The 21,553-nt window shown below is 29.6% G+C and carries 23 protein-coding genes; 9 read left to right on the top strand and 14 right to left on the bottom strand.

The genetic code is table 11. The features are described 5' to 3' along the window. Position 1: 1 nt before the first annotated feature. The 5 genes from AAHM83_RS00205 to AAHM83_RS00185 form a co-directional block, all read right to left on the bottom strand. On the bottom strand, positions 2-646 hold the full coding sequence (locus tag AAHM83_RS00205; RefSeq protein ID WP_342262023.1) for a hypothetical protein: 645 nt from the start codon (positions 644-646) through the stop codon (positions 2-4). A 156-nt stretch (positions 647-802) separates the two neighbouring features. Beyond that, entirely contained in the window at positions 803-1,234 is a 432-nt protein-coding gene (locus AAHM83_RS00200; protein ID WP_342262022.1) for a hypothetical protein, read from the bottom strand. After that, the gene (locus AAHM83_RS00195) at positions 1,235-1,603 is read right to left on the bottom strand and encodes a hypothetical protein (protein ID WP_342262021.1); all 369 of its coding nucleotides are present in this window, start codon (positions 1,601-1,603) and stop codon (positions 1,235-1,237) included. It lies immediately after the preceding gene. A gap of 72 nt (positions 1,604-1,675) precedes the next feature. After that, entirely contained in the window at positions 1,676-4,810 is a 3,135-nt protein-coding gene (locus AAHM83_RS00190; RefSeq protein WP_342262020.1) for a DNA polymerase III subunit alpha, read from the bottom strand. Further along, positions 4,804-5,388, bottom strand: a complete 585-nt coding sequence (locus AAHM83_RS00185) for an ABC transporter ATP-binding protein (RefSeq protein WP_342262019.1) — start codon at positions 5,386-5,388, stop codon at positions 4,804-4,806. Before AAHM83_RS00185 ends, AAHM83_RS00190 begins: the two co-directional genes overlap by 7 nt. 119 nt (positions 5,389-5,507) lie before the next feature. Between AAHM83_RS00185 and AAHM83_RS00180 the strand changes: the two genes are divergently transcribed. After that, entirely contained in the window at positions 5,508-6,662 is a 1,155-nt protein-coding gene (locus tag AAHM83_RS00180) for an ABC transporter permease (RefSeq protein ID WP_342262018.1), read from the top strand. On the opposite strand, the gene AAHM83_RS00175 is transcribed toward AAHM83_RS00180, so the two are convergent. Both AAHM83_RS00175 and AAHM83_RS00170 read right to left on the bottom strand, forming a co-directional pair. Next, entirely contained in the window at positions 6,652-7,059 is a 408-nt protein-coding gene (locus AAHM83_RS00175) for a hypothetical protein (RefSeq protein WP_342262017.1), read from the bottom strand. The genes AAHM83_RS00180 and AAHM83_RS00175 overlap by 11 nt on opposite strands. Before the next feature lie 65 nt (positions 7,060-7,124). Beyond that, positions 7,125-8,888: a hybrid sensor histidine kinase/response regulator gene (locus AAHM83_RS00170; protein WP_342262016.1), complete on the bottom strand. Its 1,764-nt coding sequence runs from the start codon at positions 8,886-8,888 to the stop codon at positions 7,125-7,127. A gap of 96 nt (positions 8,889-8,984) precedes the next feature. Here AAHM83_RS00170 and AAHM83_RS00165 point away from each other — a divergent pair, with 96 nt between their 5' ends. The 4 genes from AAHM83_RS00165 (at position 8,985) to uvrB (ending at position 12,911) form a co-directional block, all read left to right on the top strand. Beyond that, positions 8,985-9,290: a hypothetical protein gene (locus AAHM83_RS00165; RefSeq protein WP_342262015.1), complete on the top strand. Its 306-nt coding sequence runs from the start codon at positions 8,985-8,987 to the stop codon at positions 9,288-9,290. Between the two features lie 72 nt (positions 9,291-9,362). Further along, positions 9,363-9,893 (top strand): haloacid dehalogenase-like hydrolase, encoded by a 531-nt coding sequence (locus tag AAHM83_RS00160; RefSeq protein ID WP_342262014.1) that lies wholly within the window; start codon positions 9,363-9,365, stop codon positions 9,891-9,893. Between the two features lie 70 nt (positions 9,894-9,963). After that, on the top strand, positions 9,964-10,881 hold the full coding sequence (locus AAHM83_RS00155; RefSeq protein ID WP_342262013.1) for a hypothetical protein: 918 nt from the start codon (positions 9,964-9,966) through the stop codon (positions 10,879-10,881). A 74-nt stretch (positions 10,882-10,955) separates the two neighbouring features. After that, positions 10,956-12,911 carry an excinuclease ABC subunit UvrB gene (uvrB, locus tag AAHM83_RS00150; RefSeq protein ID WP_342262012.1) on the top strand — a complete coding sequence of 652 codons (1,956 nt, stop codon included), beginning with the start codon at positions 10,956-10,958 and terminating at the stop codon, positions 12,909-12,911. A gap of 201 nt (positions 12,912-13,112) precedes the next feature. On the opposite strand, the gene AAHM83_RS00145 is transcribed toward uvrB, so the two are convergent. Then, complete coding sequence (locus tag AAHM83_RS00145; protein WP_342262011.1) at positions 13,113-13,319, bottom strand: hypothetical protein; 207 nt, start codon at positions 13,317-13,319, stop codon at positions 13,113-13,115. A 147-nt stretch (positions 13,320-13,466) separates the two neighbouring features. Between AAHM83_RS00145 and AAHM83_RS00140 the strand changes: the two genes are divergently transcribed. Continuing rightward, on the top strand, positions 13,467-16,610 hold the full coding sequence (locus AAHM83_RS00140) for a contractile injection system protein, VgrG/Pvc8 family (RefSeq protein WP_342262010.1): 3,144 nt from the start codon (positions 13,467-13,469) through the stop codon (positions 16,608-16,610). Here AAHM83_RS00140 and AAHM83_RS00135 read toward each other — a convergent pair. From AAHM83_RS00135 to AAHM83_RS00115, 5 genes are all read right to left on the bottom strand, one after another. Beyond that, a complete protein-coding gene (locus AAHM83_RS00135) occupies positions 16,597-17,937 on the bottom strand; it encodes a UDP-N-acetylmuramyl-tripeptide synthetase (RefSeq protein ID WP_342262009.1) in 1,341 nt (446 codons plus the stop codon). The genes AAHM83_RS00140 and AAHM83_RS00135 overlap by 14 nt on opposite strands. A 40-nt stretch (positions 17,938-17,977) precedes the next feature. Then, positions 17,978-18,346 (bottom strand): hypothetical protein, encoded by a 369-nt coding sequence (locus tag AAHM83_RS00130; protein ID WP_342262008.1) that lies wholly within the window; start codon positions 18,344-18,346, stop codon positions 17,978-17,980. Between the two features lie 23 nt (positions 18,347-18,369). Then, on the bottom strand, positions 18,370-18,702 hold the full coding sequence (locus tag AAHM83_RS00125) for a hypothetical protein (RefSeq protein WP_342262007.1): 333 nt from the start codon (positions 18,700-18,702) through the stop codon (positions 18,370-18,372). Positions 18,703-19,020: 318 nt separating this feature from the next. After that, positions 19,021-19,194, bottom strand: a complete 174-nt coding sequence (locus tag AAHM83_RS00120) for a hypothetical protein (protein WP_342262006.1) — start codon at positions 19,192-19,194, stop codon at positions 19,021-19,023. Between the two features lie 62 nt (positions 19,195-19,256). After that, the gene (locus tag AAHM83_RS00115) at positions 19,257-19,388 is read right to left on the bottom strand and encodes a hypothetical protein (protein WP_342262005.1); all 132 of its coding nucleotides are present in this window, start codon (positions 19,386-19,388) and stop codon (positions 19,257-19,259) included. Positions 19,389-19,723: 335 nt separating this feature from the next. Between AAHM83_RS00115 and AAHM83_RS00110 the strand changes: the two genes are divergently transcribed. Next, positions 19,724-20,137, top strand: coding sequence for a hypothetical protein (locus AAHM83_RS00110; protein WP_342262004.1), 414 nt, complete (start codon positions 19,724-19,726; stop codon positions 20,135-20,137). A gap of 6 nt (positions 20,138-20,143) precedes the next feature. Here AAHM83_RS00110 and ssb read toward each other — a convergent pair whose 3' ends face one another. Continuing rightward, positions 20,144-20,620, bottom strand: a complete 477-nt coding sequence (gene ssb / locus AAHM83_RS00105) for a single-stranded DNA-binding protein (RefSeq protein WP_342262003.1) — start codon at positions 20,618-20,620, stop codon at positions 20,144-20,146. 86 nt (positions 20,621-20,706) lie between these two features. Between ssb and AAHM83_RS00100 the strand changes: the two genes are divergently transcribed. Then, the gene (locus AAHM83_RS00100; RefSeq protein WP_342262002.1) at positions 20,707-21,129 is read left to right on the top strand and encodes a hypothetical protein; all 423 of its coding nucleotides are present in this window, start codon (positions 20,707-20,709) and stop codon (positions 21,127-21,129) included. Between the two features lie 51 nt (positions 21,130-21,180). Beyond that, the gene (gene rpsL, locus AAHM83_RS00095) at positions 21,181-21,546 is read left to right on the top strand and encodes a 30S ribosomal protein S12 (RefSeq protein WP_342262001.1); all 366 of its coding nucleotides are present in this window, start codon (positions 21,181-21,183) and stop codon (positions 21,544-21,546) included. The last annotated feature ends 7 nt before the right edge of the window (positions 21,547-21,553 follow it).

The following is a 21,553-nucleotide window of genomic DNA, read 5'->3' as shown; positions in this document are numbered from 1 at the left end:
TTTATTTTATCCCTCTTGATTCTCTATATGTTCTGCTTTCAGCAATTACTTTTTTTGAATTTTCATTCAAACTTCTAAATTTCTCTGATTCCAGGTTTGCTCTTATCATTGTGTTCTTTGAACTAGCTTGACATGCGTCTAGCCATTTCATTCTTAAAGCATGCTTTTCTCTCTCAAGTGTTCTAACTTTTTGTCTTAATTCTTTAATTTCTTGGGTTAGGATTTCTTCTTGAGTTAGAGGGGGACTCTTTTCATCTTCTGAGCCATCTGGAGATACGCCTTGATCGGAGGACGTTGGCTTAGATGGGGCAATAGAAGGTGCCTTTGATGGAACGACGGATGGGATAGTTGAAGGGGTGTTAGAAGGTGACTTTGATGGAATAACGGAGGGTATTGTTGAATTTGGAGCGGAAGAAGGACCGGAAGATATATTTGTTGGTGCGGTAACCTTTTTTTCGTCTGGGTTAGAACCTGCATAAAAATTAGATAAAAAATTCATATTAGATGATCTTTCGGAAAGATTGCAAACAACAGTAGGAGGATAATCGCTAGACTTGTTGTTAACAGATGACTCTGTAGATACAGGATCTGATTTAGGTGGGCTCATTAGCCATAGTCCTGATAATACTAATATATTTTTCTTCATACTGTGATTTTAATATTTATTGTTATTGATTATTAGGAAAATAAACAAATGCTCTTTTTTTTTACGGAGTTTGCGTGTTTATTGAATAAATTTGGTTATATCTCAGTTATTTTATAGTGTTTATTAGGAATTTTTATTGAAATGATTTTGGTCGTATTAGCAATATAGTGTATAGTACATTTTTATTACTAAAACGGTTCCTAAAACTATTAAGCCTAATCCTGCCCAGCCTGCGGCTGTTCTTGGGAGAAATGGTTGTTGTTTGAGTTCTGTGTTTTCTTTTTCTATTCTTTTATTTTCTGATTTTAAGTTTACATTTTCTGCGGTTAATTTATTGTTTAGTTGTTCATAATTAAAAATATTTTTAGTGCTATTAGCTAATCGCTCATCTAGCAGACTATTTCTTGTTTTAAGTTCCTGAACTTTTTCTGATAAAGTTTGGATATGTGTTTGAATTTCAGCTGACTGAATTTTTTGTTCATCATTTAACCTGGAATCGATATTTGAAAAAAAATCTGTAGGATTCACAGTGGGTGTTGCACTTAAAGTTGCAACAAGAAAAAGGGATATATATTTAAAATTATTCATTTATTTTATCCCTCTTGCTTTTCTATATGCTATGCTGTCAGCAAGTACTTGTTCTGAGTATGCAATCTGCTTGTTAGATCGTTCTAGTGCCTGATCCGACATTCTTATTGTTGCATCTATTCTAGCGCAATGTTCATCTATTTCAGCGAAATAATTATCTACCAATTGTTTCCTTAGCATCCTGTTTTCCTTTCTTAGTTTTTGAACCTCAGAACCTTCATCTTCTGAGCCATCTGGAGAAACGCCTTGATCGGAGCGCATAGGCTGCAAAGAGGGGGAAGTTTTGGGGGTAACTTCCGGAGCTGCAGTTTGCTGCTTGGGTGGGCTCATTAACCACAATCCTAATAATCCTAATATATTCTTCTTCATACTGTGATTTTAATATTTATTGATTATTAGGAAAACAAACAAATGCTCTTTTTTTTTACGGAGTTTCCGTGTTTATTGAATAAATGTGATTATATTTGAGTTGTTTATTAGAAATTCTGTGGTTATTTCGAAGTTGTCTATGAATTTTGGTGTGCTTCCTGTTTCTAAGTAAATTGAGGTTTCTCCTTTTTTTAATTCTTTTGTATTGTTGGTTTTTATGAATATTTTTTTGAATTTTTTTAAGTATTTTTTTTCTTCTGTGATTTTTTTTATTATGAATCTATTTGGTAATTTTTCTATTTCTAGAAACAGGAATTCTGATTTGTTTTCGTATTGTTCATTTGCAAATAGTTTTTGTAGTCCGTTTTTTTCAAAAAATTCATAGGCGAAGATTTTTTTATTATCTTTTGTGTTTTTGATGATTGGTTTTATTCCAAATGCGTAAACTATGCCTGTATGTTTTATATTATGGATTGAATTTGTTATTCCTAATTTTTCTGAGTTTATATCAAACATTTCTTGTGAAAATATATAGCCTAATTTATCAAATTCTTCTTTTGCTATTTCTATATTTGTTAATGGGTGGATTTCTTCTTCAAAATCATCAAATAAAGACATTGTATTATTTATTTTTTCTTGTGATTCGTTTAGTTGCTTTGCTCTTTGGGTTTTTATAGTTTCTTCTTTGTTTAAGTCGTCAAATGCTCCTGCTAAAATTAAGTTTTCTATTGCTCTTTTGTTTGGGGTTGTTCTTTTTATAAAATCTTTTACTGATTTGAATGCTCCGTTTTTTTCTCTTTCTTTTATTATTGTTATTGCTGTTTCTCCTACTCCTTTTACTTTTGTTAGTCCGAAATAAATTGAGTCTTCTATTATATCAAAATTGATGTTTGATTTGTTTATATCTGGTTTATTTACTTTTATTTTAAAGTTTATTGCTTCTTGGATAATTTCTGATAATTTTTCTAAATTTATTTCATATATCATTGCTGAACATAAAAATTCGATTGTGTGGTAATATTTTAAATATGCTGTTTGATAGGTTATCATGCTATAACAGGTTGCGTGCGCTTTGTTGAACCCGTAACTTGCGAAGCTTGATAGGTTTTCGAAAAATTGTTCTGCTTTTTCTTCTGTTCCTTTGCATATTTTTAGAACTCCTGATACGAATTGTTTTTTATTTTTTTCCATTTCTACTGGATTTTTTTTACCCATGGCTCTTCTTAATATATCTGCTTCTTTTAATGAATATCCTGCTAGTTGCTTTGCTATTGCTAAGACTTGCTCTTGATATACGGTTACTCCGTAGGTTTCTTTTAAAATTGGTTCTAGTTCTTGGTATTCATATGCTATTGAATTGGTTCCGTTTTTTGAGGCTATGAATTTTGGTATTTCTGCCATTGGACCTGGCCTATATAGTGATGTTGTTGCGATTATATCTTCAAAACGGGTTGGTTTTATTTCTTTTAGTACTTGTCTCATTCCTGGGCTATCTAATTGAAAAATTGAGTTTGTTTTTCCTTCCTCTAACATTTTAAATATGTGTTGATCTTTTAATTTTAAGTTTTCTAAATCTATTTCTATATTTTTTCTTTTTAAAAATTCTAATGTTTGTGTTAGTGTTGAAAGCATTGCTAGGCCTAAAATATCGAATTTTACTAAACCAACTGACTCTGTTTCTTTCATATCGAATTGCGTTATTGGCATTTCTACGTTTGGATCTTTATACAGTGGACATGTGTTTGATATTTGTTTATCTGTTATTATTATTCCTGCTGCGTGCATTGATGAATGTCTTGGCAGGCCTTCTACGTTTTCTGCTAATTGAAACAGCTGCTCGTTTTCATTGTTTATTAATTCTTTTAATACTCCATTTTTTCTTAATTCTTTTAATGTTGGGGCGACTCCTTGGAATGGCGCTGGGAGTTTTTTGCATAAATCGTCTATCATTCCGTATGGTAACTGAAGTACTCTTCCTATATCTCTTAAGGCGGCTCTGTATTGTAATGATCCAAATGTTATTATATGTGCGACGTTTTCCTCTCCGAAGCGTTCTTTTATGAAGTTTATTACCTTGTATCTATTTTGTTGGCAGAAATCTATATCGAAATCGGGTAGTGATACTCTATCTGGGTTTAAAAATCTCTCAAACATTAAGTCAAATTGCATTGGGTTTATGCTTGTTATTTCTAATGAGTAGGCTACTAATGATCCTGCTCCGGATCCTCTTCCTGGTCCTACCATTATTCCATTTTTTTTGCTCCATTGTACTATTTCTGAGACTATTAAGAAATATTCAGCGAATTCCATTTTGTTTATAACTTCTATTTCATATTCTAATCTTTTTTTATATTCTTCTTTTAATTCCTCATGATATTTTTCCTCTATGTTTAACATCATGTTTTCTTGAAATCGTTTTTCAAAGCCTTTTTGTGCTTTTTCTAAAAATAATTGTTTCGGGTTTTCACATTTAATTTTGGGCATTTTTGGTGCGTGTTCTTTTATTTGAAAATTGCATTTTTTTGCTAAAATTTCTGTGTTTTCTATTGCCCATGGTATATCTTGAAAATCTTTTTTGTATTCTTCTTGGGATTTTAGATACTCATCTTCATAAACTCTTTCTCTATCTTCATTTTGTACAAATGTATTGTTTTTTATGCACCATAAACAATCTGTTTCTAATATTTTTTCTTTTTCTTTAAAATAACATTTTGGTGCTGCTATTATTGGTAGATCTAATTTTTTTGCTATATTTAATAATTCTTGTTCGTCTTTTGCATCTCTTTCTTGTCTTGATATTGCTATTCCTATTTCGTTATTTCTTGATAAAAAAGATATTTCTTCTTCTGATATTGATAAATCACATAATATATAGCAGTTTTTTAATTTTATATCTTGAATGTTTAGTTTTCCTTCTTCATGCAAATAGCTTTTTGTTAAAAGATTGGAAAGTTCTATGTATCCTTCTTCGTTTAGGCTATAACACCAGATGTATCCTTCATTTACTTTGATTGCTGAACCTGTTATTGTTTTGATTTTATTTTTTGTTAATTGTTGTGTCCATTTAAAAAGACCGAACATTGAATTGTTGTTTGATATTCCTATATATGGAATGTTTTCTTTTTTGCAATATTGTGTTGCTTCTTCGTATGTTATTGAACTTTCTAAAAGTGAGTGAGCTGAAAAAACTCTTAATGGTACTAACATGTTAGAACGCCATCTTCTATTGATAGTTTTATGTTGCAAAAATTTTCCCAAATTGAGTCATGGCTTGATACTAGGAATCCTATGTTAAATTTTTTATGGATATGTTCAAATATTGCTAGAATTTTTTTTGTATTTTCTAAGTCTAAATTTCCTGTTGGTTCGTCTGCTATTATAAATTCTGCTCCGGATGCTAATGCTCTTGCTACTGCTACTCTTTGTTTTTCTCCTCCTGAAATTTCATCTGGATAATGATTTATTAAGTGCTGAATTCCCAATAAATTAATTATTTCTGTGTATTTTGTTGATAAATTGTTTATTTGCAATGGAAGCTCTATATTTTCTTTTACTGTAAAATCATTTAAAAGCTTGAAATCTTGAAAAATCATTCCTACTTTATAGTTTGATTCCACTTTTCCGTATGATGGTTTGATTATTGATCCCACTATATTTAATAAGGTTGTTTTTCCTACTCCTGATGGGCCTACTACTAAGTATTTGTTTTTTTCAAATTTATAAGATACTCCTCTTAAAACATTATTGTTTCCGAAGTTGTGTGATACACTCGTTAGATTTATCATTATTTTAATTATTTTATAAAATATAAAAAAATTCAATATAAATGGATCTTATTAATTTTATATTTCCTTTTTGCTTTGACAATCTAGATTAAATTTTCTTTTTTTAGTATTTGTGAGGTATGTCGTGGACAAGTTTTATTGCTTTTAGGTATTTTAGATCTTATAAAAAAGATAAATTTGTTAATTTAGCTACTAAAATTTCTATTGTTACTTCAACTATTGCTGTTGCTTTTTTGATTATTTCTTTTTCTATTTTTAGAGGTTATAAAGATGCTTTGATTGAAAAAATTACCAAAAGTTCTGGTCATGTGGTTATTACAGATTCTGAGCCTTTTGACTATAAAGAGTTAGAGCCCATTTTGAATAAGGTTAAAACAGAAAAAATTGTTGAAGCTAGTGGATTAATTACTTGTGGGCCAACTTCTACATCTGTTTATTTATATGCTTCATCTTGTGCTTCTTTAAAAAACATTGATTCTACTCATATTCCAATTTCTGTTAGTAAGAATTTAGCTGATTTGATGCACTATAAGCCTACTGATATTATTACTATTATTGTTCCTATTGTTGCTCCTGCTCCATTTTTTATTTTGCCCGAAAGCGTTACTTGTGAAATCGTTAAAATTCAAAAGTTTGAGTCTGAAGATCTTAGTCAAAACGGTGTTTTAATGAATTTAGTTGATCTTCAAGGGGTTTTAGGGTGTGTTGGCAAAATTCAAAAAGTTAAATGTTTTTTTGATTTAAAAAGTGCTGATCATCAATATCAAATGCTTAATAAGGCTGTTAGCAAAAAATTTGTTTTTCATTGGAAAGATTTGAATGAGTTTGTTTTGAAGGTTATGAAGTCTGAGCAGAATGTTTTTATGTTGCTTTTATTTATGCTTATCATTTTAGCTTCTTTGTTGTATCTTTTGGCTATTGGGATGTTTATTAATTCTAAAAAGAACGATATCACTATTTTAAAAATTTTAGGGGCTACTAATAGAAATATTTCTTCTGTTTTTTTTAAATATTCTTTAATTATTGCTTTGACAAACGTTTTTGTTGGTTCTATTTTGGGTGTTTTGATTGGGTATAATATTAATAATTTGGTTAAGTTTTTAGAGCGTTTTTTTAAAATTACTTTATTTGCAGAAGATGTTTACTTGATTAATTATATTCCTATTCAATTTCACTTAATGGATTTTTTAGCTATTGTTTTTTCTACTTTTTTTATTTCAATTATTAGTGGTTTTTGGATTTCTAGGAAAATTAGTTCTTCTTCTAGTCTTTAGATTTCGTTGTTAATATTAACAGTATCATGCTAACTTTCATTTTTACTATTTGTTGTTTTAAAACTTCTATTATTTTCATCAAAAAATTAATTGAAAATTGCTCTAATTTTATTTCTTGATTTTCTTCTATTATTTGTTTTACAATTTTTTTTGCATCTTTTGGATCATTTTCTTTTTTGTTTTCTAAATTTGCTTCATTGCTTTGTTTTTTTTCTATTATTTCTTCTATTTTTTTTATTAGTTCTTCCATTTTTGTTACTGTTTCTTTTTGGTCTTTAACTTTTTTTTCTAGTTGGCTATTAGAAAAAAGTGCTGCGTTTGTAAATGTTTGTTTGTTTACTATTTGCAAAAGAAATAATTTAAAAAATATTTGTGTTATTCGTGTTCTGTTGGACATTTTATAAATAATATCATTTTTTTTACTGATCGTAAATAGAAGGATGACAGTTTGTATTTTTTTTATTAAGTTTTATTTAACAATTTATCTATTACTTCTTTTAATTTTTTTAAGGTGAATGGTTTTTCTACGTACGTTATTTCTTGCGGTAATTGATCGTTAATACTTTTTAAATCGTATCCTGAAACTAGGCATATTTTTATGTTTTTATTTTTGTTTAGTGTTTCTTTTGCTAATTGAATTCCTCCTATTTCTGGCAGGACTACATCTGAAATTAAACAGTCAAAGTTCATTTCTTTTATTGCCTCTAATGCTGATTTGCCATCACTGTATCCATGAACTATATATTTACTTTCTAAGGCTTTTTTGACTAGATTTCTAATTGGTTCTTCGTCTTCTACTAATATTATTGTTTTTTTCTCTTGGTTTGATTCTTGCTCTTTATTGTTTTTTTCGGCGTCTTTTTCTATGTCTTTTAAGTTTAATTTTGATGTTTCTTTTTCAATTAATGGTATTAAAATCGAAAAAGACGTTCCTTTGTTTGATGTTGTGACTTTTATTGTTCCTCCTGCATGTTCTATTATTTTTAAACAGGATGAAAGTCCTAGACCTGTTCCTTTTAATTTTGTTGTGAAAAATGGATGGAAAATTTTTTTGATTAAATTTGGTGGAATTCCTGGCCCACTATCTGTTATATCTATTACGTAATACTTTCCAGGGGAAAGTGTTTTTTCGTTTTCTGTTTTTAATCTGGTGCTTAATAAAATTTCATTTGTAGTAATTTTGAAAAATCCACCTTTGGGCATTGCGTCTTGACTGTTTATAACCATGTTTAGCAATATTCTTTCTAATTGTGTTTCTGAAAGTCTTATTGATCCATTTGTGTTTGCCGTTATTTCTAGTTGTATTTTACTTCCCAATATTTTTCTAAACATATTTTCCATTTTTTTTATTTGTACTTTTGGTTCTATTTGACTTTTTTCAATTGGTTTTTCTCTTATAAAGTTCAATAATTCTTCTGATAAGTTTTTTGCTTGTTTTACATTTTCATTTATTTGCTCTAAATTTTCATCTTGGGGTAGTTTTTCTTCTAGTAATTCTGTGTATCCACAAATACATGTTAGTAAGTTGTTAAAATCGTGAATTATGCTTGATGTTAGTTGTCCTAAAATTTGTAAGTGTTGGCTTTCTTGTGCTTTGTTTTTTAGTTTTATATATTCAATTCTATTTTCTATAAAAATAATAAATTTGGTTTTATATGGAGTTATCCAAATTTTTGATGGATACACACCTTCAGCAGAGTATAAAATAATTTCATGGTTTTTGTTATGTTTTGAAATTTCCATTAAATTTTTTAATTCATTGATATTATTTTTATATTGAGACTTATGTATTAGCTCTTTAAAGTGATCGTTTTCATCTTCTATTTCAAAATTACTTGTTAAAATTGCTATTGGAAAAGGCAGGTCTAACCACCATTTGAAATCTGCTTTGTTGCTTGGTGAGAGCGTTACGCCTGTTTCTTCATCTAATTGCGTATTTGTTGCTATCCATTCGTTTTTTTTTCTTGAAATTTTTATGTGTTTTAGCAAAAAAGTTGGGTTTAATTTATTAATTGAATCATGTTTTAAAATTTCAGGAAAATGAATATTGAAGTTTTTATTAAACCACACAATTGCCTTTGATTTATTGTTAATTATAAAGGCTGGTTGATTATTATCTTCGAACAGCTCTATGAAAAGTTCTTTTTTTTTGTTTTTATTAAAAAACACGTAAAACAGCATTATTGTTATACTTACTAAAAAAAACAGTAAAAGTTTTATGTTCATACTTTATATAATATACATTTTTTTTTCTATATAAAATATTAACGTTTCTTTTTTAAAATTGTTATATAGTTTTTTTTTGTATATAATTGCTATGATATGAGTTTCGTTTCAAAAGGTTTGGGGGTGGTCTTTTTATCTGTTTTTTTGTTCTTCTTTTATTTTGCGTTTTTGGATTTTTATAAAAATGATTGTGCTATTAAACTTATTTCTCAACATCTTTTGAGTTTGAGGTCTGAAAAAAGTTATTTAGAGGGTAATGTTAATAGTTTTAGAGGGCCAGAAATTGATCGGGACTTACTTGAAACTCAGGCTCGAGATATGCTTGCTTCTTTGAACCCTAAAGAAATTGTGTTTTTTTGGAAAGAATCTGCTGGAGAAAATATAGATATTTATAATTTTTAATTAAAAATTTTTTTATAGATTCTTTTTATAGATTTTGATATAGTTTAGAGATTATTACAGGAGGAAAATTAAATGTTTATCATGGTTGACCTCGATAATACTTTTTTTAAATTAAATATAAATTGGTTTTTATTTTTTTATATTTTAAAAAAAGACTTTTTTTTTGCTTTAAAAATTATGTTTTTTTATTTGTTTAAGGGGAGGGCTCGTTGTAAGCGGCTACTTTCTTCTTATATCGATTTGTTTAATTTAGATGTTTTTGTGAATGGTAAAGTTTTAGAGTTTTTGGAGTTACAGCGAAAAGATTCTAAAATTGTGTTGGCTACTGGTTCAAATGAGTATATTGCTTCTAAAGTTGTTGAAAAATTCTCTGTTTTCGAAGGTTATATTGCTTCTGATGATATTTTTAATTGTGTTGGTGAAAATAAATTGAAAAAAATATTAGAGTATACCAATAATTTGCCTTTTTTTTATATTGGGGATAGTTATGTTGATATTCCTGTTTGGGAAGCTTCTAGTAAAATAGGGGTTGTTAATCCTTCGTTAACATTAATTAAAAAAATTCAAAAACTTGGCAAAGAATATGTTGTTTTTTATGATTAGTTGAAAAATGCGATAAAAAAAATGGTTGTGTTTTTCTTTTTGATTTGTTGATTCATTGTAAAATAGTGGTATGAAAAAGAGTGTTTTTTTATTGTTGTTAGGGTGTTTGAATAGTCCGCCCAAATCTGATGCTGTATCTTTAGATTCATCGGATAGCAATTCCTCTGATAATTATCCTGCTACTCTTACTTGTCGTTTTTCTGAGAGAGAATCTGATGTTGGTTTTTTGACTACTTTTTATGCTGATCCTAATATGGTGGGTGGAAAAAAAGCTACTGCACCTTCGGATGTTACTTCTGTTGATATGGCTGTGTCTGAGGGGAAAAAAACTTCTAGTGGTTTTCCTTCATGTGTGGAAACATCTGATGGTAATTCTTATATTAATCTTGCTTCGTATAAAAAACCCGCTTTTAATCTTGAAGAGGTTGAAAGGGCGTGTAATGCAGGACTTGTGCGAGGTGCGTTTAATATGTTAGACAATTGGGTTCATTATGAAAATGAAAGGTTGGAAAATACATATCCACAATATGGAGAATATATGAAAGCTCAGAGAGCAAGTAAAGTTGCAAGTTCTACCGTTGCAAGTTCTATCAAAAGGAAAAGTAGTATGAAAAAATCTGCTATTGATCAATCTCATATACAAGAATTTTTAAACTATATTAGGTCAACTTTTGTGTATTTTGAAAAGGAGTTGCAAAAAAATAGTGGCTCAACTCAGGTTAATGTAGGGGTAAAGGCTGAAAAGGAATCTTTAGAGAAAAAGCTTGAGGAAAAATTGGAAAGGCTTGAAAAAGAGTTTCAAAAAAACGGCGGTTTAACGCAAGTTAATTCGGAGTTAAAGGCTGAAAATGAGCGCTTGAAAGAGGAGTTCAAGGCTGAAAAGGAATCTTTAGATGAAAGAATAGAGGATTTGTTGAAAATAACAAAATTGGCAATAGAGCAGCGTGATGCAGTCTCCAAATATTATTTATGTAAAATGCAGAAATAAGAGATTGGACTATTTTTTTGTTTATTAGCTCTATCACAGTTTGTATATGAGTTAATTTTTGTTATAATTTACCTATGTTTAAGTTAATCAGTGATTATCTTCCAGCTGGTGATCAGCCTTCTGCTATTAAAGAAATTACTGATAATATAAAAAATGGTGTTCAGACGCAAACTTTGCTTGGTGTTACTGGTTCTGGTAAGACTTTTACTATGGCGAATATTATACAGGAGCTTAATTTGCCTGCTTTAATTATGGCGCCTAATAAGATTTTGTCTGCTCAGCTTTATGAGGAATTTAAGGCTTTTTTCCCTGAAAATGCTGTTGAATATTTTGTTTCTTATTATGATTATTATCGTCCTGAAGCTTATCTTCCTCATCAAGGGTTATATCTTGAAAAAGAGGCGAGTATTAATGAGACGATTGATCAATTGCGGCACAAGGCGACTCGCAGTTTGATTGAGCGCAAAGATGTTATTATTGTTGCTAGTGTTTCTTGTTTATATGGTATTGGTTCTTATGAAGCTTATACAGATGCTGCTTTTAAACTTTCATTGGGGGATAAAATTAGTTCTGCAAATTTAACTAGGCGGTTAAATTCTATTTGTTATGAAGTTTCTGCTGATATTCTTAGAGGAAAGGTCAAGGCTCAAGGTGAATTTATTTGGATTGGGCCTTCTCATCTTATGGATACTGTTTGGCGAATTAAAATAACGAACAATAAGGTTGTTTCTATCACAGAAATGGATCCTTTAAATCGAAGTTGTATATTAGAGCGAGAATTTGTTACTATTTTTCCTAATTCTCATCATATTATGCAGGAGGCTAGTTTGAGTTCTGCTATTCACAACATTGAAAAGGATTTATCTGTTCAGTTATCCTCTTTAATTGAAGATGGTAAGTTAGCTGAGGCTCAAAGATTAGAGGAAAAGGTTCGATATGATCTTTCTTTATTGAGAAGCTCTCATTCTTGTCCTGGAATTGAGAATTATTCTCGTTATTTTACTGGCAGAAAACAGGGAGAGCATCCGCCTACTTTGTATGAGTATTTTCCTCGTCCTTTTCTTTTGTTTGTGGACGAAAGCCATATTTCTATTCCTCAAATAGATGGTATGAGTAAGGGGGATTCTGTTAGAAAAGAATCTTTGGTTCAATATGGATTTAGGCTTCCTTCTGCAAAAGATAATCGGCCTATGAAGTTTGATGAGTGGGATAAAATGAGATCTTTAACTGTTTTTGTTTCTGCTACTCCTGGTGAATATGAAAAGCAAAACACTAATTTTGTGAGGCAAATTATACGTCCAACTGGATTGTTAGACCCTGTTTGTGAGGTTAAAACAACTCAAAATCAAGTTGAAGATTCAATTGCTGAAGCTAAAAAAGTTATATCAAATGGGGATCGGGTTTTGATGTTGACTTTGACTAAAAAAACGGCTGAAAACTTATCTTCTTATTTATCTAAAAATGGATTGAGTGTTGCTTATTTACATGGAGAACTAACTACTTTAGAGAGAATAGAAAAATTATATCAATTTAGAACCGGTGAGATTGATATTATTGTTGGTGTTAATTTATTAAGAGAAGGAATTGATGTTCCGGAATGTGCTTTAATTTGTATTTTTGAGGCAGATTTTGAGGGATTTTTAAGAACGGAACGATCGTTGATTCAAATGATTGGTCGAGCGGCTAGGCATTTGGAAGGAAGAGTGATTTTATATGCAGACAAAGAAACTAATGCAATGAAAGCGGCTTTAGAAGAGACGGCAAATCGAAGAGAGTTACAAATTAAGTTTAACAAAGACAATGGCATTATTCCTCAGAAGTTAAATAAAAAAATTAGCGAGGCATTTACTCCATTTTTGACTAAATTAGAACAAAAAACGGACTTAATTCATTTAAAAGCTAAAGATAGAGCTAAAATGTTAAAGCAAATTGATAAAGAGTTGAAAAAATTGATAAAGGAGCAAAAATTTGAGGAAGCGGCTAAAGTGAGGGATAAAAGAAATGCCTTATTGAGTTTGGAATTGGTTTAGTGAAGGAGTTTTAATTTCCATAAGAAAAAACATTATATTTTATAATCGCAATATGTTGATGATCACAAAATGAAAATTTTTGCGTCTGCTTCTTCTAGAGTCATGTTTCTGACTTGTAGATCTGCTCTTGTATATTAAATATGATCCATTAATACACTTAAAAAATTCAAATAATAATCAACACACACAGACAAAAAAACATCAGCATGTAATTAAAATTATTTGATATTTTTTATAAAGTTCAAAATTAATGATGTTTTCTTTTGTTTTGTGTTTATAAGTATTGTTATTCGCGTCAAAATCACTGGATGGGTTAAGTTCAATTATATCGCAAGCTTTCATGTGCTCTCCTTTAATATCTATATTATAGCAACTTACTTTTAAAAATTTTATTTTCATTTTTTTCATATAAAAATCAATTTTTTTTTATTATTTTTTTATTTTCTGCCTTTCTTTTTTTTCTATTTGTATTATAACACAATAAGCAAATCAACGTAATACTTGTTTTTTATAATATATTTATTCTTATGAAAAAATGAGATAATGTTATATCTAATGGCAAGCGTTTTTAATTGGATGGAAAAAAATTGGCCCTTTACATCAGATTCAGATTTTATTTGTAAGACGGAAATTTCAGGTGCAACTTGTCCTGTTATAAAAATGCAAATTAATTCCAGTTTATCAGCCCCTTTTGAGATTGTTTTGCTTGTTTTAACCAGCGGTACTTTAAAATCTACTATTACTGAGGCTCAAAACGATATTACCGTTAGTTTTTTATATAATAACAGTGATCTTGCTAAGAATTTTCAAGCTAAAATCATTTCTTTTGTTTATAAAGGAGAATCTTTTGTTTTATCTTCTTCTAATTCTACGTCTTCTACGCCTAAAAACGTTTATGAAGTTGTTTTAAGGCCAGATTCTTGGAATGCTCAGCAGAAAATTAAGACTTGTATCTTTCATAAAAAAAATAAATCTGAAGTTGTAAAAGAGGTTTTAAAGCCATATAATACAACTGCTTCTTTAAATGATGATTTTAATTTAAAAACTAAAGAGGTTGTTACTCAATATAAAGAAACTGATTTTGATTTTGCTTTAAGGTTGATGGAGGAAGAGGGGCATTTTTGTTTTTATAATTTTTCATCAACTGCACCTTTGTTTACTGTGAAAAATTCACAAGCTGTTTCAACTGGTTTATCTATTACAACAGCTAATTCTTTACAATTAGTTTCGGATATTCATGATAACTTTAATTTTAATCAAATTATAGATTTAAAATTAATTACAGATACGATTTCTAAGGTTTCTGATGAAAAAGGGCTGGTTTTAAAGAAAACTAAAATAGATTCTTTACAAAAAGTTGCAGAATTAACAGAAAGTAATACTGAATATACAAAATTTTCTTGTGAGACCACTTCTTATAAATTGTTTGCAGGAGATTATTTTACTATCTCTCAAGATTCAAATTCTAAGTCGTTAATTTCTCCTTTGTCAAATACGCAATCTTTTTTTATAGAAAAATCAACCCTAAAATTAAGATATAAAGAAACAGTTGGCTGGTATATTAGAAATGAATTAGAGGGGTTTGTTATCAATGGAGGCACACCTACTTATAGACTAGAAAGAAAAACTAAAACTCCTGTTGTTACAGATTCTAAAAAAGCATATGTTTGTGGAGTTACCAAAAATAGTTTATATGTAAATTCCGAAGGTGGTGTTAAGGTAAGGTTTACTTGGATTCCTTTTCAAGAAGGAACGACCGCTGAAAAAGAACGTGCCTTATCAAATGCTAAATTAGCTCAAGAGGCTTATATTCAATCTCGGGAAAGCTTAGCTTCTTCAATTAGTAGTGGTAGTGAATCGGCACCTGGTTTTATCGGTGATCAAATTGATTCTGCTGTGTCGGGTTTAGTTAAAGATTCTACTTCGTCTACTGCAAACGATGTTTCTTCATCTGTTACATCAAACATATCTAATGGCTCTTCATCTGCTAGTTCTGCTGTTGGATCACAATCTTCAGTTGCTGGTTCTGCTATAGATTCAGCATCTTCAGCTGCTACTTCTGCTGTTAATAATGCATCTTCAGCAATTACATCTGCAGTAGCTGGTTTGTTAGGGGGCGTGGCAAGTTCAATTGCAAAAACAGCTGTTAGTTCTTATTTATCTGGTTTATCTTCAAAATATTCAGATGGTGCAGAGCAAGATAAAATGTTTACAAATGTGGATGATTTTTTGCAAGATAGCACGGCTATTTGGAGCATTAATAATTCGGATACAAGGGCTTTATCGGGATGGATACCTATATCTAATTGGGGGGCTTCTGGAAATTCTTCTGGTAATTATCAATATCCAAGAGTTGGACAAATTGTGTCTGTTGCCTTTGTTGAAGGCAATCCGGATTATCCAATCGTTATCAGCTCTTCGTATTCTGATTTATTTGATGAATATGCTTCTAGCGTTGAATCAAATTTACCAGATATTCCGTATGCAAAAGTTTCGCAATCAAACGCTTTAACTGAATCAAAAAATTCATTAACTGATAATTCTTTGTTTGATCAAGTTACTGGTGCAGCTAAAGAAGCGTTAAAAAGCTTGGAAAATGAAGTTTCTTCTTTGACTAGTTCTAATTTTTTAGATATATTGGAGGGCACAGCTGTTCCTGATTTAGTTCCATATGCTTGTCGTGAAGTAAGCGCTTTGGGGAAAATAAAAAACACATCTGCTTTTGAGACTAATGATATTCAAAAAGCATCTGGTAATATGATAATGAAATCCTTTGCTTATGATGAAAGTTTAAGGACAAACAGAGCAGGTTGGAATGAAATTTCATTTTTTAACGAAAGATACAATGAAGCCTTAAGAATTTCTTCTTCTAATTATTTATTTTTACATTCAAGAAATATTGCTCATATTATTGCTCCAAAATTGTTAAAAGAACAATTGGGTACAAGAATGACAACTCTTAGCGGAAATAAACATGAAATTATTTCTGGAACTTCTAATTATTATTTAGGTGGAAATGGAATTACGTTTTATCCAGGTTCAATGGCGAGATCTTCTATCGAGTATAACGATGGAATGACCGTTGAAAGATTATCAATGGAAGTAGCACAAAAATTCATGAGCAAAATACAAGGTCTGCCTGGTTGCGAGCAGGTCATAGGAACTTTTGCTAATCATGCTCTTATGGCATATATTTCTTTTTGTGGAGACTGGTTTTCGCTTTTAATATTAGGATGTTATACTTTAACAACTTTGGTTGGTTCAATTACTATGAGTTGTATTGGTGGACCTTATTCAGTGTTTGCTAATTCAGTTGCATTTTCAGTTTTGGGTCTTTTTAATATAAATGTTATGGGAATGTTTTTGGTAACTTCATTTTCTCGTATAAATTTGATATCTAAAGGTACAATTGTTTTAGATTCGATAAATAGCATTCGTTTATCTGCTGGTAATAATATTAGATTAAAGGCAGGAGCAAAAGTTGAGTTAAATGCTGTTGGAAAGGTTGAAATAAAATCTATTAAAGACGTTTCTATTGAGGCAGCACAAAAAGTATCTATTAAAGCAGGCGAAGTTTCTATTATGGCTCTAAGAAAATTTAGTGTTATATCTGCTCAAGTCTCTATTATTGGAGCTAGTACCGTTTCAGTTCAAGGAGCAACTGTTAAACTTAGCGGGGCAATTGTTAATTTAGGTTAATTATTTTCATTACAGTTTCTTTGTCTGAATAAGGAATTTTTTCGCTTTTGATCGACATATAAGGCTCGTGTCCTTTGCCAAGAACTAAAACTATGCTTTGTGAATTATGTTTTGAAATTTCATATGCTTTTAAAATAGCTTTTTCTCTATATAGTTCAATTATTGCTTTTGAGCAAATTTTTTGAGCTTTTAAAGCAATTTCCATAGGATCACAAAATTTAGGATTGTCAGTTGTTAAAAAAACTATATCAGCATTATCTTGTAAAAATTCAGAAACCTCTGTTAATCTTGTCCAATCAGAATTGCCTCCAAACCCCATAACAACAATAATTTTATTTACGCTATCATTTTTAATTGCGTTGAAAATATTTTTCACTCCATCCAAAGTGTGAGCATAATCTATTATAATATTTCCATACTTATTTAACCGACCATCAGCTGGTTCTAAGTTTTGAATAAAACCAACAAAAGACTCAATAGGGAAAAATTCTTTTAGAGCAATCATAGCACTTAAAACATTTTCTGCATTAAATTTACCAACTAATTTCACAGTAATTTCATAAATTTTTTCATCAAATTGATAAACAAAGACGGATTTTTCATTTTCATATTTAATTTCAACTAATTGTTCTCCATACTTAGGAAATTTGTTTTGGTTCACTGAATTATGAATAAAAAATTTGTTTGATTTTTCTCCCAGCTTCATTTTCGCGTTTAAATAATTATCCATCGTTTTATGATAATCCATGTGCTCTTTAGTTAAGTTGGTAAATACGGCAACGTTAGAGCGAACATTAGAAACTCTACATTCTTCAATTCCAATGCTGGTACTTTCAATAATAGCGAATCCATTAGTATGTTTTAATGCAAAATCATTTAAAACTTTATGAATAAGTGCAGCATCTGGAGTTGAATTTGGGGAGTTGAAAATTTTTATATTGTTTTCATAAATGCCAATTGTGTTAATTAAAACATTAGGAACTTTCATTGCTGTTAAAATTTGAGAAATATAATGACACGTACTGGTTTTTCCATTTGTTCCTGTTACCGATATAATATTTTTTGGTAAATTAGGATATTTTTTAAAGCAAAAATTAGACCAAGCTAAATTGGGTTTTTCTACTAAAGTTTTTTTCACCTCGAATTTAGCATATAAACTCAATGTTTCGGTTGTCCCGAAAACTTCTTTGATGATTTTTTTTTCTATTAATTCTATAATTTCATCGTTGATAAATGGCCTTCTAATTAATAAGGCATAGTTTTTATTAAAGTCAGAAATATCTTTTGTATGTTTTATAATTATAAACTTAGAAATTAGAGAATTCATTTAAAAATGGTAACAAAAAGTTGAAAAATTAGATATATTATTAGTGAAATACATTGCTGTAAAACTTCCAAAGAACAAAGGAAAAGAAACAAACGCTGATACAAGAGCCAACCACCAAGGTTTTGGTCCATCCGCTCATTTTGCATTCTTTATCTATACGCTTATGCAAAATTTGGCTATCAGATGTAGCGCTTTGTTGATTCTTTTGTATAGTTGTATTTAATTCTTCAAGGTTTTCATTAATTCTTTGATTTTCAGCATTGATAGTCATTAAATTTTTTTCAATTTCTGCTAATGAAGCGTTTAATTGAGAATTAAGATCAATTTCTTCTTTTTTTGGTCCCGCACAAGTGCTTAAAGAACACAACAACAAAATATATTTCATTCCTAACATATATTTATTTTTCATAACTAAGTCAACCTCTCTCTATTTTAATCCATTTTTCTTTCTTTAGGATCTAGTGGTAAATACTCTTCTTCATTAAATTCTTTTACACAGCCATCCCCCCTAAGATGAAAATGCTTCTGTAAAAATTTAGGAACATCATTTTTAGTTCTATCATAATTAAGATTCTCGTAACATATGACCAAAAAAGCATCATTTCTTCTCATTCTTTGTAGATATCCTAACTTTTTTTTATAGTTTTCAGACTGTTTTGTATATTCATCCGGTGCATAATACCCATCTTTATCAGCCTTGGGAGGAGCCATCAATCCGCTCCCCATGCTTGCGAACATCGCAATTAATAACATCTTCTTATTCATATGAAAGTATTTTAACCTAAGAGTCATTAAAAAGCTATACATCTAAAGCGAAAATTATTTTGATTTGTAAAAATATTTGCGCGATCGAAAAAATATTATAAAGTGCTAATTGATAAATTAATTTCTCTCTGAGTCAGTAATTTAAATTTTCTTATTATTAGCCTGTCAAAAGCCAACTTTTTTTAATTGCATATCTCTTTGTTATAAAATAATGGAGTTAAAAAATACACTTTAAATTCTATAGAACTTAAAGTTTTTTGTAATTGTTCAGAATTTTGTTTTAAATATCATCAAATTATTTTGGTCCCGCACAAGTGCTTACATAACAGAACAAGAAGAAGAAGAAGAAGTCGGATCTTGACCATTTAGAATCATTTTAAGCTCCCTTTCAGCTTCTGCATCAGCCTGTTGGCTTGGGCTTTGTCCCGCACAAGTGCTTAAAGAACATAACAATAAAACATATTTCATTCCTAACATATATTTATTTTTCATAACTAACCTCTCTATTTTAGAGATATATTTATTTTTCATAACTAAGTCAACCCCTTTCTATTTTAATCTATTTTTCTTTCTTTAGGATCTACGACTAGATACTCTTCTTCATTAAATTCTTTGATATAGCCATCTAGCCTAAGATAGTGCAATTTCACTAAAGTTCTAGGAACCATCAGGGTTAGTTTCTTCATTATATTGAGGGTTACTATATCTTACTATAAGTAGATCAACTTTCTTTTTCATTCTTTTTATAGTCGATAGTGTTTCTCCATAGGAGTTATACCGCTTTGTAATATTCATCAGGTGAACGAAACCCATTTGGATCAATATTAAGCGGAGCCATCAACCCGCTTCCCACGCTTGCGAACATCTCAATTAATAACATCTTCTTATTCACATGAAAGTGTTTTAACCTAAGAGTCATTAAAAAGCTATGCTCTAAAGCGAAAAATTTAGATGAAAATTTGTTATTTTTAATAAAAAAAATGCGTGTTTTTTATTAAAAAATAGGGTAAAATGTGGTTTCATGATAAAAAAAGATGGCATAATTTTATTTAAAAAAAAAGTTTCTGCTAATTTTTGTTTATGTAAAATCTTATTTTCAGATTCAGTAATTGCAAGTGTTTTAGTAAAAATCAATGATTCAAAAATTTTTTTAAGTGTTGGTCATCAAGTATTTGGAGCCTTATACACAAAAGATCAAGCAACGTATTTTTCAATAGAATCAATTGAATCGTTTATTGCAACTAGTTTTTGGGATGATCAAAATAAATTATTAATAATAAGTAAAATTAATCAATATATTATAGAGTTTGTTCCAGAAAATTTAATTATAGATCAAATATACGAACAATATATTTTATGCGTAAAATTAATTTTAAAAAAAGATACAAATGTTTGTGAGAAATTTAAAAACTGGGTGCGAAATCAAATTAAATGATTTTAATTAAAAAGGAATTTCGTCGGATTCTTCGGAAGCAAATTCAAAATTAGAAAAATCACAATCTGTTTCAGAATTATGAGAAGTTGGCTTTTTTGCTTCATGGTTTTCCTGACCATTTTTATTTCTTCTAAGCAAAATTGAAATTTGACCAGAAAAAGAATCAATAACGATAGAAGTTGCTCTTTGTTCAACTCCAGATTGATTAACCCATTTTTCATACCTTATCTTGCCAGACACAAGAACCAAGGCTCCAACTAAAGTTTCCTTTTGTTGTTCTAGTATTTCGCATAATTTTGGATTGTTATATATTACAATTCTATGCCATTCAGTCTTTTCTTTTTTTTCACTCGTAGTTTTATCTGTCCATCTATCTGTGGTTGCTAGTGAAAATTTAAGAATTGGTTTACCTTCGTTTGTTTTTGCAACTTCTGGCTCTTTTCCTATTCTTCCTATTAATCTTACTTCATTTAAGCTTGACACGAAATAATACCTCTTAAACCCATTATAGTCTATTAAAAAAAAAAAACAAAGTTGATTATTTAAAAAATAAGTATTAATCTTATTGGGTGAGTTTTATCCAGAATTCCTTAACAAGAAGAACCGTAGTACAAGCAATATACAGAAATCATTTTTTAGAAGCTGAGGAGTTTTTTTTAGAAGATGATTTTATTTTAGAAAAAACAGGAAATCAAGATTTATATATAAAATTAATGAAAAAATGTTTTTTTTTATGGCCTTTTTATAAGAATTTTTTTAAATTTTTATGTTTTGAAGAGGAGCAGAGAACACTGATAGAAGTTTCCATACTGAAAACTTTTATATCTGAGCTATTAATACAAGAAACTGATAATAATATTTTGTTTAAGGAGTATTTAAATATTGCTAATGCTTTTTGCAACGAAGAGGTGTCTGTTTTAAAAGTGTGCTTTAATAAATGTGTAGAGGAAAACATAAAATCAAAAGAAGAAGATTTTATTCATCTTGACTAAAGACAAAATGTGTGAGATCTTTTAATAAAAAAGAGGAGTATTTATTTAATTATGCCAACTATGATGCAATTAATTAGAGGAGCTAGAAAAAAAACTAAAAAAAAGTGTGGAACACTTGCTTTGGCTGGATCTCCGCAAAGAAAAGGTGTGTGTATTCAAGTGAAAACAATGACGCCTAAAAAACCTAACTCAGCTTTGCGAAAAGTTGCTAGGGTTAAGCTAAGCAGTGGATACGAAGTTATAGCTTTTATCCCTGGTGAAAAACACACTTTACAGGCTCACTCTGTTGTTCTATTAAAAAAAGCGCAAATTCCTGATTTAATTGGTGTGCGTTATGCAGTTATTAGAGGTTGTTACGATGCCACAGGTGTTCAAGGGCGTAAACAAGGTCGTTCCAAATATGGTGCAAAGAAATAAAGGGTAA

The organism is Alphaproteobacteria bacterium endosymbiont of Tiliacea citrago, from assembly GCF_964031065.1.
Classification (GTDB): domain Bacteria; phylum Pseudomonadota; class Alphaproteobacteria; order CAJXXZ01; family DAHXLG01.
The sequence above is the reverse complement of the archived record's forward strand: the minus strand, read 5'-3'. Positions and strand labels throughout refer to the sequence as shown.